Origin of the sequence: Novipirellula sp., assembly GCF_041583735.1 — a bacterium.
In the GTDB taxonomy this organism is placed as follows: Bacteria; Planctomycetota; Planctomycetia; order Pirellulales; family Pirellulaceae; genus Novipirellula.
This window is the reverse complement of the sequence record NZ_JBFHFD010000022.1, coordinates 1-13,566: the sequence shown is the minus strand read 5'-3', so window position 1 is coordinate 13,566 and position 13,566 is coordinate 1. Positions and strand designations below refer to the sequence as shown.

General features: G+C 55.9%; 9 protein-coding genes and 1 pseudogene. 3 read left to right on the top strand and 7 right to left on the bottom strand.

What is annotated here, in order from left to right:
• Positions 1 to 142: 142 nt before the first annotated feature.
• The 3 genes from ABX962_RS03410 to ABX962_RS03400 all read right to left on the bottom strand — a co-directional run bounded on the left by ABX962_RS03410 (position 143) and on the right by ABX962_RS03400 (position 6,200).
• On the bottom strand, positions 143 to 1,801 hold the full coding sequence (locus tag ABX962_RS03410; protein WP_372716626.1) for a sigma-70 family RNA polymerase sigma factor: 1,659 nt from the start codon (positions 1,799 to 1,801) through the stop codon (positions 143 to 145).
• Between the two features lie 284 nt (positions 1,802 to 2,085).
• On the bottom strand, positions 2,086 to 4,242 hold the full coding sequence (dnaG, locus tag ABX962_RS03405) for a DNA primase (protein WP_372716624.1): 2,157 nt from the start codon (positions 4,240 to 4,242) through the stop codon (positions 2,086 to 2,088).
• Between the two features lie 401 nt (positions 4,243 to 4,643).
• A complete protein-coding gene (locus ABX962_RS03400; RefSeq protein ID WP_372716622.1) occupies positions 4,644 to 6,200 on the bottom strand; it encodes a family 16 glycoside hydrolase in 1,557 nt (518 codons plus the stop codon).
• A gap of 290 nt (positions 6,201 to 6,490) precedes the next feature.
• Here ABX962_RS03400 and hemB point away from each other — a divergent pair, with 290 nt between their 5' ends.
• From hemB to ABX962_RS03385, 3 genes are all read left to right on the top strand, one after another.
• On the top strand, positions 6,491 to 7,507 hold the full coding sequence (gene hemB, locus ABX962_RS03395) for a porphobilinogen synthase (RefSeq protein ID WP_372716620.1): 1,017 nt from the start codon (positions 6,491 to 6,493) through the stop codon (positions 7,505 to 7,507).
• Positions 7,508 to 7,528: 21 nt separating this feature from the next.
• Positions 7,529 to 8,227 (top strand): methyltransferase, encoded by a 699-nt coding sequence (locus ABX962_RS03390; protein WP_372716618.1) that lies wholly within the window; start codon positions 7,529 to 7,531, stop codon positions 8,225 to 8,227.
• A gap of 164 nt (positions 8,228 to 8,391) precedes the next feature.
• Entirely contained in the window at positions 8,392 to 9,852 is a 1,461-nt protein-coding gene (locus ABX962_RS03385; protein WP_372716616.1) for a multiheme c-type cytochrome, read from the top strand.
• A 103-nt stretch (positions 9,853 to 9,955) separates the two neighbouring features.
• On the opposite strand, the gene ABX962_RS03380 is transcribed toward ABX962_RS03385, so the two are convergent.
• From ABX962_RS03380 to ABX962_RS03365, 4 genes and pseudogenes are all read right to left on the bottom strand, one after another.
• Positions 9,956 to 10,243, bottom strand: coding sequence for a hypothetical protein (locus ABX962_RS03380; protein WP_372716614.1), 288 nt, complete (start codon positions 10,241 to 10,243; stop codon positions 9,956 to 9,958).
• Positions 10,244 to 10,273: 30 nt separating this feature from the next.
• On the bottom strand, positions 10,274 to 11,125 hold the full coding sequence (locus ABX962_RS03375; protein ID WP_372716612.1) for a hypothetical protein: 852 nt from the start codon (positions 11,123 to 11,125) through the stop codon (positions 10,274 to 10,276).
• Between the two features lie 102 nt (positions 11,126 to 11,227).
• Positions 11,228 to 12,652: a PQQ-binding-like beta-propeller repeat protein gene (locus tag ABX962_RS03370; protein WP_372716650.1), complete on the bottom strand. Its 1,425-nt coding sequence runs from the start codon at positions 12,650 to 12,652 to the stop codon at positions 11,228 to 11,230.
• Positions 12,653 to 12,875: 223 nt separating this feature from the next.
• A pseudogene (locus ABX962_RS03365) lies at positions 12,876 to 13,566 on the bottom strand (hypothetical protein); the annotation flags it as partial.

Genomic DNA, 13,566 nt, shown 5'->3' with positions numbered 1-13,566 from the left:
CGCCGCCCTGGAAAAACTCGGGGCCACGCTCGCATGAAATGCAGCGAAAATCGCGGCTCAGTGGCGGCCGCTGCTAGACCGTCGAAACTCTTGACGAGTTTCGCTACGCTTCGTTTCGCTACGCCTATCCGAGGACCGAGCTTTACGCCGCGGTCTTCAAGAACTCGCTCAAGCGATCCGCTCGCGAGGGGCTCTGCAGCTTCGCGACCGCCTTGGCTTCGATCTGACGCACACGCTCCCGCGTGACCTTGAAAATCCGACCACACTCTTCAAGCGTGTAGCTGTATCCGTCCACCAAACCGTAGCGAAGTCGGATGATTTCTCGCTCGCGGAACGTCAACGTTTTGAGCAATTCGTCGATCTTGCTTCGCAAAATCCCGCTGGCAGCGGCTCGCACAGGGTTATCGTCTTCACTGCCTTGAATGAACTCGCCAAAGCTGCTGTCTTCGCCTTCGCCCACGGGACGATCCAGACTGACGGGGTGACGCCCGATGTCCATCACGCGACGAACCTCTTCCAATGGCACTTCGGTGGCCACGGCAATCTCTTCGTAGGTGGGCTCGCGACGCAACTCTTGAGTCAGACGCTTCTGAGCCTGACGCAGTTTGCTCAACACGTCGATCATGTGCACAGGGATACGGATCGTACGCGCTTGATCCGCGATCGCTCGCGTGATCGCTTGACGAATCCACCACGTGGCATAGGTACTGAATTTGAAACCACGACGATATTCGTACTTGTCAACCGCTCGCATCAAACCGGTGTTGCCCTCTTGGATCAAATCCAAAAAGGACAGCCCACGATTACGATACTTCTTGGCGATGGAAACCACCAATCGAAGATTACCGCTGCTCAATTGACGCTTGGTCGCTTCGTATTCATCGAAGTGGCGGCGAACTTTGCTCATACGGTTGCGAAGACTTTCGGGACTCTCTTGAGTCACCAACATCAATTCGCGTAGCTCTTGTTTTAGATCGGCTGCTTCATCGCGGCTCATCGCGTCTTCGCCCAGAGCGGACAAACGATCGCGAATAAAGGTCATGCGACGCGAAATCTTTTCGAGTTGCCCCAACAACGGCACGACGCGGCGACTGCGAAGCGAAAGCTCTTCAACCAACTGCAAGCACTTGCGGCGGTTGCGGATAAATCGGCGGCGAATTTCAGCCTTCAACCGAGGCGAAACGCTCTTGCGAACCAATTGCTCAAAGTCCGACTTGTTCTGTGCGATCAACACATCGATCGTTCGCAGGTTATGAGGCATACGAGCACTGATTTGCTCTTTGGTCAATCGTTCGGTCAACGAGACCTTGATGGTGCGATCAAATGGCAGTTCGCCATTGTGCACTCGGTGCAAGGTTTCCACGGTGCTGCGAAGTGCGTAATCGGACTCAAGCAACATGCGGCGGTATTGACGACGGGTGATTTCGATCTTCTTTGCCAACGAGATCTCTTGCTCGCGTGTCAACAAAGGAATCTCGGCCATTTGGCTCAAGTACATGCGAATCGGGTCATCGCTAGCCTTGGGCAACTCTGCCGATACCAACGGTGCATCGTCGTCTTCGCTGTATCGCATCTCTGCCACGCGAGGCTCGGGCTTTTTGCCCGATGCAACGATCGCCTTCTTTTCCGCCTTCTCGATTAACTGAATCCCGTGGCGTTCAATCGCCTGCATCAAGCGATCGAGTTTTTCCGGATTGACGTCTTCATCCGGTAGGTAAGCGTTGACTTCGTCGTAGGTGAGGAATCCATCCTTGGTTCCACGAGCGATAAGTTGAGAAAGATCTTGGTCCATCAATTGCATCTGAAAACCTCATGTTTTTTAGTGCCGAATCCTGGCACCGTGGGTCGATTGAAAAATCCTATTTCACACAATACGCACATGATCAGCTCCTCTGATCGGTCACCATTGGCGGGCGTCTTTTTGACAAAGACATCAACGGCGAGTGGTATTGAATCGGGACGGTCTGAAGCGGGGTGTCAGTGGCTCCTTCGATTGATTGGAAACAGTAATGTTCGCGAGTGTTCGGTTCTGTTTTGTTTTTCAGTATTGACTTCGAATGCTATCATTTGCTAGCATCTCGCAAGCTAATCTTTTTTCATCTGGTGACGCGTTCGCTCGGCGTCAAACAGCTCTTTCAATAGAGCCTCCTCTTCGTCTTCTGCCAATGCCGAAGAAGCCAGTTTTGCAATTTGTCGGTTTTTTTCTGCCGAAAATTCTCGTTCACGGTAGCGCAACACAACCCCCGCATAACGCTCGAAGGTGGTTTGCGTGGATTGGTCTCCGCGACGACGCACACGTTCCTCAAGCGTCATCACTTGGTTTTTAAGATCCTCGTTTGCGAGAACCGACATCAACGACTCGAGCGTCAGATCACGCCCTTGCAGATCCAAGTCTTGATAGGCCGACAACAACATCTTTGCGGTATTCGATTCGAGCCAATCAGGATCGATCGACTCGACCGCCATCGCCGCCAGCTCGGGTGATTCGATCAGCGTTTCAAACAACTCGCGATCGATCCCGCTGAGCGGTTGAGGACGATTCGGATTGGCCCCGCGACGCGGCGCGGCGCCAAAATCACGAGGCTCGCCAAACCCAGAGGAATCTGCAAAGTCTGGCGGTGCATCAAAGTCCGCAGGGCCACCGAAATCAGCCCCACCGAAATCAGGTGGACTACTCAGATCCGGCGGCACCGCGAAGTCGTCATAGCCACCAAAGTCACCTTCGAACTCCGCCGATTCTAAAAAAGCAGCGTTCGGATCAAACGACTGGGGCGCAGAACTCTCGTTGCGAGGCGAAGCCGAGGGACGATTGACCGGTCGAGTCGGCTTGCTGTCGCGAGCACGTGAATCACGCGGAGTGGAATCACGATGTTTCGCCGCGGTTCGCGCACGCGTTTTGCGAACCTCTTCGAGTCGTTCGTTCAGCCGCTCGGTTGGCAAACCGAACGTTCGCGACATTCGCAACATCAGCTGATCGACTTTCAAATTTGCCGCTCGCGGCGCCTGGGCGATAATCCCTAACAAGACTTCGATCGCTTGGGTGACCTTGTGCGTGTCATTCGTGACATCCACTCCCTCGGTCAAGCGGTTCAGTTTGTGTTCGAGCGCGTCCGGCGCACTGGCCACTAAATCATCAAACGCAGCCCGGCCTTGTGATGCCAAAAAGTCGGCGGGGTCGTTCCCATCGGGTAACGTCAACACTCGCATGTCGACATCGGCACGAACAAACAATTCGAGCACTTGATCGGCGCGGGTTTGGCCGGCGGTGTCACCGTCGAGCACCAAGACGACTCGTTTTGCAAATCGCTTCAACAGGCGAATGTGGTCTTCGCCCAAGGCGGTTCCAAGCACGGCAACCGCCGACTCGACCCCTGCTTGGCGTGCCGCGACGACATCGGTGTAGCCTTCCATCACCAAGGCATCGCCACCGCGACGGATCGCTTCACGCGCGAGTTGCAAATTGTATAGTTGGTGCGACTTGCGAAATAACTTGGTCTCAGGACCGTTAATGTATTTGGCCCCCGCCTTGTCTTCGCCACGTCGCGCGGCAATCGCGGGGATCAAACGGCCGCCTAACGAGATTGGGCGGTCCTGCAGATCATGAATCGGGAACATTAAACGGCCACGGAAACGATCGTAATGCCCGTCACCCTTGTTTCGCTTGATGGCCAAACCGGCCGCTTCAGCCACCTCGGCACTAAAATCATGCTTCTTAAGCAGGTCGACTGCAAAGCTCCATGACTCGGGTGAAAAGCCGATACGAAAACGCTTGCGGTTCTCGTCATCGATCCCACGCGACGCCAAGTAGTCGCGAGCGATCTTGGCATCGTTGCTGGTGCCACTTTCCAATTGCTCGAAATAAGCATCCGCAACCAATTTCATCGCTGCAAACAATGTCGGGCGATCATCGGGGCTGCCGAACACGGTCTTCTTACCGCCTCGTAGCTCGTCGATCGGAATGCCTGCCTGCTCGGCTAACACGCGAAGTGCAGAGGGAAAATCGAGCCCGTCTCGCTGCATCACATAGCTAAAGATATCGCCACCGATATCACAAACCCAACACTTCCACGTTTGCCGTTCGGGATTGATGGTCAAAGAAGGTCGACGATCGTTGTGCCAGGGACAACGTGCAACCATATTGCGACCCGCCGGATGCAACTCCAGCGTCTGGCCGACAACATCGACAATGTCGACGTTCGCGCGCACTCGCTCTTTCAGGTCGAAGTCCGCAGGCAGGGACAAGCGACAACTCCCGTTAAAGGAACCACTTGGTGACAAGACACCACAAAAGAAAGCCACGACAAAACCGAAACAATTTCGGTGCGGAACCCCTTCCCTGGGTGTCTCGCCGATTCAAGCTGGCGAAACGTTTCCGATCGGTCGACCCATCTCGGTGATCACCTACTAGGCAAACCATCGATTTCGCCAATCGTTCCGACTGGCAGCGGGCAAATTTCGATCACGCAATCCATTGCAACGCAATTGAACGGTTTGCTAGCAATAATACAACTGCAAACCGTTCATAAATTACGAGCGACCGGGGATTGTGCGAAACCGCCGTGTCGGCGTCAAGCTCAATTTTCTTGAGCTAAAAATCACAATTTCCGCCGTTTTCTTCGCCCCTAGCGTAAAACGCCGGGCGTTTATTTCAGCTCACGCACGCGGATATCTTTCCAGCGAACCTGGAAGGGTCCGGTTCCCTTGGCGATGCCATGCACCTGCAGCCCAAAGAAGCCCTCTTTGCTCGATTCCGCGTCCGAAAAATCGGCGATCTTGGTTCCGTTGACCCAAGTTTGAATGCGATCGCCCACCGCACGAACCACGAAACGGTTCCAGCTGTTGTTTTTATAGGCGTCCTTGATCGGTTGTTCCTTGGTAATCCAACCACGTCCGGTCCCTTCGCTGTACACGTAGCCCGCTTCGCCTGGGGCCGCTTCGATTTCGACTTGGGGCCCGTGAACTCGGCCATTCTTATATTCTTTGCTGCTAACCGAACGAATCTGCACCCCGCTGTTCAAGCCAGTGTCAACGTTTGTTTCAAACGTCAACTCAAAATCACCAAACGATTGATCAGTGCACAGGAACGAATTCGGGCTACCTTCAGACGTTTTTCCGACCACGGCTCCGTCTTCGACGCGGTAAGTCGCCGTGCCGTTCTTTTGAGTCCAGCCCTTGGTGTCACTGCCGTTAAACAGCGAAACCCAGCCTTCGCCATCGATGTCGGGGATCGAGTCCCACGAAATATCGCTACCGCTTGCCGACGGGCTGCTTGCCGACGGGCTGCTTACCGACGGATCGCGAAGTGCGGGTTGATCGGCGGTCAACGTTTCGGCATCGACGGCGGGCAGCGTTACCTTTCCGGTCGCCGCCCATTCGGTTCCCCGCTGCAGCGTGACTTGAAACGCAAGGCCTTTCATCGCATTGACGTCATGCCCGAGGGTAGTGTGAAAAACACGCCCTTTGCCGTATTGAATGGTCATCAACAGCGGTTCATGCTCATCGGTGCCCCCTGTTTTTTTGGCACTGAATCCGGTCGCCAATACGTTCATATTCTCCGCAGGTCCACGCAGTTTTGCGTAGAGTTCGTCCGCGGTTTGCATAAACGATCCGGGCAACCCCTTGGTGATCGGATGCTCGCGATCGCGAACCACGACGACAAAGGGAATGCGTTTGCCGTGGGCTCCGCCGGATCCGGGCGAGTTATCACGGGTGAATTTTTGCTGGTCTTCCTTCCATCGAACGTAGGGGCCATCGCTCTCGTTGCGACCGCCCCAGCCCCCCAATCCGATCATGCGATTGTAGGCCGACCATTTTGGGAACGAATTGTCGGCGGCGTGGACCGAGCAGAATCCGCCTCCACCTGCGACGTAATCCTCAAAGGCTTTTTGCGTCGACTCGCTCCACGGTTGGCCGTTGTAGTTGGAAACGACGACGTCATAGTCGGCGAAATTAGGGGCAAACGTACTCATGTCGCCCCCTTTGGCGGGCGAGGTCGCGACATCGACTTGGAATCGCCCGCTGGCTTCGAGCGTTTGTTTAATCAGCGGCGTGGTTTCTTGCCATTTGTGGTTATTTTGCCCGTCGATCAACAAAGCCGACAGCACTTTGGCATCGCCGGCAGCAGACGCTTGCAAGGCAAAACCGGCCACCAATGCGACACAAGCAACCCATCGGGGAAAGAAGAAGGTATTGTGATTCATCAGCATCAAGTTCAATTGGGGAAAGCGAAGGTGAATGGGTATCTTCGGGCGGACAGAGCCCCCGTGGCCCCCATTGTATCAAGATCATCTTCCACTTGGCGGGGGCGTCAGGCAGCTTTAGCGGTCACGACTTGCCAACGCACGGCCGCCACGCTGGGTACATGAATCGGGACGAGTTGCCTAAGATACGTGGATATTGAGTTACGTGGATCCTGTGCCATGATAATTCGCCGCTGCTGGTATACACGTGGCCGGCCCCAGCAATCCTTTGACATCGAGCCTTCTGACGAATGAGCCACTTTACCCGCGGGAATTTCCCCGCCACACGTCTGCGACGCGTCCGCCGCCATGACTGGTCTCGACGGCTTGTCGCCGAGAATCAATTGAGCGTGGACGATTTAATTTGGCCCCTCTTTGTCTTCGACGGCGAAGGACGCCAACCGATCGAAAGTTTGCCGGGCGTGGACCGCCTTGGACTTGACCAGATCCCAGCCGCCGTCGAATCAGCGTGCAGCTTGGGCATCCCCGCCATCGCGATCTTTCCGGCCACTCCGAGTGAACTGAAAACGCCCGATGCTGCTGAGGCCGTCAATTCCGAAAACCTTGTTTGCCGCACCGTTCGCAAGATCAAACAAGAAGCGGGCGATTCACTCGGCGTGATCTGTGATGTCGCCTTGGATCCCTACAGCAGCCATGGCCAAGACGGATTGGTTCGCGATTCGTACGTGATCAACGACGAGACCGTCGAGGTTTTGTGCCAACAAGCATTGGTGCAAGCCGACGCGGGATGTGACATCATCGCGCCGAGCGACATGATGGACGGCCGGATCGGAGCGATTCGCGGTGCACTGGAAAACGCCGGAAAGACAAACGTGCAAATCATGTCGTATGCGGCCAAGTACGCCAGTTCGTTTTATGGCCCGTTCCGTGACGCGGTCGGTTCGTCCGGCAACCTTGGCAAAGCCAGCAAGAGCACCTACCAACAATCCCCCGGCCAAAGCGACGAGGCGCTTCACGAAGTGGCACTCGACCTAGCCGAAGGCGCCGATACCGTGATGGTCAAACCAGGGATGCCCTATTTGGACATCGTCTATCGCGTGAAGTCCACCTTTGGTGTTCCCACGTTCGCCTATCAAGTCAGTGGCGAATACGCGATGCTGTCTGCCGCTGCGAACAACGGCTGGCTCGATCGTGACAAGGTGATCCTCGAAAGTTTGCTAGCGTTCAAGCGTGCCGGTGCCGATGGTGTGCTTACCTACTTTGCCGTCGAAGCGGCACGTCTTCTTCATGCCGCCCAATCGCAATAGCCCAATCGCATTAGCTCTACGATGACCTCTGAACTGAACACCCCCACCCTCGACGAACTCGAAGCCGCCGCCAGCAAGAAATTCGCCTGGAAATGGGACGCAATTTCGATTGCCAACCAACCGTACAAGCTGGCCGTTGCGGCGGACCCCGACAGCATGCTGATCGAAGCCTGCGAACGCCAAGACGCGGGCGAAGAAGGAGTGATCGATCCGTTTTGGGCCACCACATGGCGGGCCGCCGCGGGGCTGGATCGCTTCCTCGATCAAGTCGACGTCAAAGACGTGCCTGTATTGGAACTGGGGTGCGGCACCGGACATGCCGGAATCGCGGCGATGCTGCGGGGCGCAGCCGTGACGCTGACCGATGGTGTCGAGGACCCGCTGTTGCTCGTGCGAATGAGCGTTTGGCAACGACGTGATCAATGCACCGTCGAGCGACTGCGATTTGGCATCGACACTATCGATGACCAATCGTTTCCGATCATTCTTGGCAGCGATGTAACGTACCTGCGTCAATTGTGGCCCGAGCTTGACGTTTGCTTGCGGCAACATTTGACCGAGGGAGGCCAAGTGCTGTTGAGCGATCCTTACCGTTTTATCGCCAACGAATTCCGCGAATGGATCCAAAAACGCGGTTGGCACTACACCGAGCACAAAGTCGAATTGGCGGATGATCCAAAACACCCGATCCGCGTCATGCAATTGCGAGACGCGAAGTAAGTTCGTGAACAGACGGTTCGTGAACGGACGGTTCGTGATCTGGGGATTTGCAAGGGGCGATTCAATGTGAGCTTGGGGAATGTTTCGCGGGTTGCACTCTTCCTGCCACGATCCCCTACAATCGACTTAAACACTCTGGACCTTCGTGAACGGGAACTGCGACTTTGAAAGCGAAATGGATCGTCATCGTCGCCATCGTGCTGGGATTGGGCATCTGGCTCGCCTACACGTCTAACCAGGATCGCGAGCGGATGGATCAAGCCAAACGTTTAGCACAGCGGCAAAACTCGCAATCAGAAACCGCGACGCCTGAAACGAAATCGAAATCGGAAATCGACACGGATCTAGACGCACTTGCCAAGCGAGGCGTCGGCATGCCGCTGCCCGACGACCTGGTTTTCTCGCGAGTCCAACCTGAGGGTTATTGGTTTGTGGGCAAGCACGAAGGGGGATCGGGGGTCGAGATCCCGTTCTCGCCCGGTCGCCAACCGACACCGCCCCCTAATCTGAAACCGCTGCATGAAAACCCGGGCTATGTCGGCCCCGACGCATGCAAAGCATGTCACCCCAAAATGTACGAATCGTTTGTGCACACCGCGCACTACCGAACGTCCAGCCGAGTGAACGAGGAAACGATTCGCGGCCGTTTTTCCGAGGGCGAAAATGTGCTCAAGACGGTCGACGAGCATGTCAAGTTCGAGATGCGAAAACGGGACGACCAGTACATTCAACGCGTGCAGTTTTTCGACTGGATGTTTGACGTTCCGATGGACATCATCTTGGGATCCTCCAAGATGGCGCAAACGTATTTGTATTGGCATGAAGATCAACTTTATCAAGCCAACGTGACCTACTTGACCGATGGTGATCAATGGATCAACAGCCCCGGCTATATCGATGGCGACGCAGCCTACGCACGCCCGGTACCCGAACGCTGTATGGATTGCCACATGACGTACTTTGATTTCCGCAAAGAACCGAACCACTACACCCCGGACGGCATGATTTTTGGCGTCACCTGCGAACGGTGTCACGGTCCGGGAAAGGAACACGTCACCCATCACCAGCAAAACCCCGATGCCAAACAGCCGCACGCGATCGTGTTACCGAGCGAACTGCCGCGTGAACGCCAACTCGAAGTCTGCGGCCAATGCCACTCGGGTGTAAACAATTTAAAAAACCCGACGTTCAGCTACCGTCCTGGCGACCCATTGTTTGACCACTACCACCGGACACCCGATGATGGAACCAATTCGGTACACACCAGCAACCAACTGACGCGGCTGGCAGCAAGCGAATGCTTTAAAAACTCAGAAATGGGCTGCGTTGAGTGCCACAACCCGCACCAGAACGAGCGAGGCCAACACGAACTCTTTTCGCAGCGGTGTCTCCAGTGTCACAACATGCAGGCATGCGGAATGCACGACAAGGTGGACTTTGACATTGCCGAAAACTGTATCGCTTGCCACATGCCTATCCGAGCCACCGAACCGCTGCGGCTGCGTTCGGTCGAAGGAGACGTATTCCCACCGCTGCGGGATCACCTGATCCGCGTCGATGATGAAGCGACGGCAGAGTATCTACAGTCACGATCACAATCGAGCGTCCCCGACGCAGCCCGCTAGTGCAATGCCAGCTGGCGTTTGGGAGCGCGGACGAGAGGCTTCACTCCTCACTCCTCACTCCTCACTCCTCACTCCTCACTCCTCACTCCTCACTCCTCACTCCTCATTTGGCTTGCTTTACGATTCCCAAAATTTCCTGCAGTGCGTCGAGGGTTTCCTGCTGCTCCGAATCGTACGAACTTTCTGGGGTGCTTTCGGAACCTTCGCCTGCCAAACGATCAAACATCCCACCGATTTCTTCGGCGGCATCAGCCAATTCGCCCCCTAGGCCACGAATCTCGTTTAACGTGTCTTGAACCACGTCATACGGATCGCCAACGTCCTCGCCAAGAAATTCGGAGATCATTTCTCTCATCAACTCGGGATCCCCCAATGGCATCTGCGAGCTCATCGAAAAAGTCTCGATCATCTGCTGGGCAAACTACACAGGCGTTTGTCCTTCGTCGTTTTTGACAGACAACGACGCTCCTTCGGCGATCATTGCGGCGACTGCTGCGGGGTTTTGCGACTGAATCGCCATAAAGATAGGTGCGGGAAACGTCGCGGGGGTGTCGTTCACCTGTGCACCACCCTGTTTTAATCGCTGGACTTCGTCTTGATCGCCGATACAGATCGCCTGGACCAATTTGACACTGTCGGGCAGCGAGGCAAGGTACTCGGCTTCGGCTTGCTGCTCTTGCTCTTCAAGCGAACTCAACACGTTTTCACGCGTCTCCTTTTCTTCGATGGGCAGGATTTCGTCGAAACCGCCATAGGGAGTCGAGAACGCGACGTCGGCATGCCCGACATCGATCACGGTGTCTTTCCAAACAGCGATCCCGAGCCCATGCTCGTCGTCCCACTCACAATCGGTACTGAATCCGATCCAAGCGAAGCCGTCCACCGCTTGCGGGCTGACCAAAATTTCGAGCGCTCCGATGCTGTCTCGCAACTGCGAAACCGTTTCGATCGTCTCATCCTCATCGAACCAATCCTCGTTGTTTTTCATGAAATAACGAACCCAACGTAGCGATGCATCGAGCACCCGCTGGATGATTTGCGACTGGTTTTCCAGCAGATACTTAACCGCCGCGATCTGAGCCTCGGTCGGTTCCCGGTCGGCGACCAACGGCTGCGAAGAAAAACCGTCACTCATTTCGGTGTCGATCTCGATCACCACATCGCAAAACTCTTGCGGTCCGTTCCAGCCCTTAATCTCCGTTTCACAGCTCCAACCAGCGCCTTCCTCATCGCGAGTGAAACAGAGATCTTCGATCTGAATCGTTTTGTTCATCGGTATTCTTCGCAGCGTTAAAGCGTTAGTGGATGGTGTCAAAAAGAGCGTGACGAATCGAGTGACCATCGCTACTTTCGCAACGAGCAAACGCGACGTTCATCACTCTTTGGCGACACAGTATAGGTGTTGCTTGCCACGAAAAAAGATCTCGTCGCCGACAATCGCCGCCGAGGCATCGATTTCCTCATCAAGCTTGTTCTTTGCAACAACTTCAAACGAATCGCCATGCTTCAGCACCACTGTCGTGCCATCTCGTCCGGTCAGGTAAACGTGGCCATTCGCTGCGACCGGGGACGCATAGACGGTCGAAATATCGGGCAATCGCGTTTGGTCGATCCGCAATTCGCCGGTCTTGGCATCGCGTGAAAGCAGCACGCCATTGTTGGCTTTGACGAAATACAGCTGGCCTTGATACAGCAGCGGCGAGGGAACGTACGGTGCCGCGTCTTCTTCGATCCAAGTGATCGTCTCGCTATCGGTGACATCCCCCTTGCTGCTGAGCGGGATCGAATAGATCGCATAACCTCGAAATCCGGTCATCACAATCACGTTGTCCTCGAACCGAACAGGCGACGGAATCGGGTTGCCCGCTTGACCACCACATTCCCAAATCAATTCGCCCGTGGCCAAGTCATAGCTACGAACACGATTGCTGCCGTTGGTGATCACTTGCGTGCGTCCTTTGTACTGGGTGATCAAAGGAGTCGACCACGTCGTTTGTTCGTCGCGAGTTTTCCGCCATCGCTCTTCACCCGATTTCGCATCGAGTGCCACGATGAACGATTCGCCTTCGTGATCAAACGGAACGACAAGCGTATCGCCAGAGACCGCTGGCGAACTGCCTTCGCCAAATTGAGCTCGTGTTTGCATCTTACCCAGATCGCGACTCCACAATGTTTTCCCGTCCAGATCCAAGCAGTAAACGCCTCGCGATCCGAACGAGACATACAGCCGTTCTCCGTCGCTCACCGGCGACGCCGATGCAAACGTGTTGGTGTTATGCCCGGATTCGTGAGGCACTTGCTCGGTCACGGTGCTCCGCCACACCTCCGCGCAGCTGGCACGGTCGTAGGCTAACACCATGAACGCGTAGTAATGGGTCGGAGCCTCTCCGCCACCAAACCCGCGTCCGCCGCCGCGACCACCGCGTCCGCCCCGCTCACCACGCCCAAAACCGCCAGGACGATCGCCACTAGGCCGTTCGCCGCCAGCCCGATCGCCGCCACGGTCACGTCGTGGCGGCTCGGAGGACTCGGCGGCTTGCGGCTCCGTTGCCGCCTCCGCTCCCTCTTTCATCCGATCGGTTTTCACTGCGGTTGCGACATAGACGCGGTCGCCCAACACGATCGGGGTCGAGCTGCCGACACCCGGGACTTCGATTTTCCAGCGGATATTTTCGGTCTCGCTCCACTGGGTTGGCGGATTCCCCGTCGGTGCGACGCCGGACGCTTCGGGGCCCCGCCACTGCGGCCAGCCAGAATCGAGATCCTTGGCCGAGCCGGCCCCCCCGGCAAAAGCGGTCAACGTAAAGGTAGCCGCGGCAATCAGATGAAGCGATTTCACAAGAACAGTCCCCAAAAAAGCGAGAAAAGGAGCAACAAGTCAGTGAGGTCATAGCTCGATTCAACCCCACTGCCGCCGGCAGGTTCCGCTGGATATTCGAAAGGCCCAGTGGCTGGCAAAACCCGTCGACTAGGCCCATTCGGACGCCATCGGGTTATCCACACATTGGGATAGAATCCAAAAACTAACGATTTAGTCGATCCAGCAACGCTTGGATTTTCCAGTGTGTCGGCGAAGTCGCTGCGACGACCAACCATTGCCGCGACCGGCACGTCCATAGCGACATCGTGGACGGTCCCCCGAGCGATTCCCACGTATCGCTGTCGATGTTCGTTTCGATCACCTGCAACAGCGGCTCGCCGCGACGGGAATAAGATGGCTGCCACGAAGCAGCCCCGCTGGCGTTCCATTTCGTCTCCGGCTCGCGCTGACGTCCGACCAAGGGCGTGACGTCATAGACGCGAATCGCCAGTTGCTCCTCGGCACCTTCTCGCGTGGTGATCGTCAGCTGCCCCGAGCGTATCGAGAGCACTAAATCAGACTGTGCTAACAAATGGGTCACCTTCGCACCGACACTCGGCGTCTGGATGTCCACCCGGCTATAGTCCATCCCCCTCGTCACCTCGGAACTTCGCCACCACGGAACGACTCCGGTGCGAGTCGCCGCACCGCCCGATACATTCACTTGCGAATCGGCGGTTTGGTCACGCCGCTGCGACTCCGATCGCGACGGTCCTGCAAACGGATCATGATCCGTGATTGCAAAACTCGGTTGCTCGTGTCTCTTTGCAATCAGCACAAGGCTTTCCTTCAGCCCAATCTCTTGCAAAGCGTGAACGTCAATCTCAGTGGCAACACGGGTCGACATGTCTCTT

Coding starts and splice junctions, on each gene's coding strand:
- hemB (WP_372716620.1), top strand. CDS start 6,491: ATGAGCCACTTTACCCGCGGGAATTTCCCCGCCACACGTCTGCGACGC.
- ABX962_RS03400 (WP_372716622.1), bottom strand. CDS start 6,200: ATGAATCACAATACCTTCTTCTTTCCCCGATGGGTTGCTTGTGTCGCA.
- ABX962_RS03380 (WP_372716614.1), bottom strand. CDS start 10,243: ATGAGCTCGCAGATGCCATTGGGGGATCCCGAGTTGATGAGAGAAATG.
- ABX962_RS03410 (WP_372716626.1), bottom strand. CDS start 1,801: ATGCAATTGATGGACCAAGATCTTTCTCAACTTATCGCTCGTGGAACC.
- ABX962_RS03390 (WP_372716618.1), top strand. CDS start 7,529: ATGACCTCTGAACTGAACACCCCCACCCTCGACGAACTCGAAGCCGCC.
- ABX962_RS03375 (WP_372716612.1), bottom strand. CDS start 11,125: ATGAACAAAACGATTCAGATCGAAGATCTCTGTTTCACTCGCGATGAG.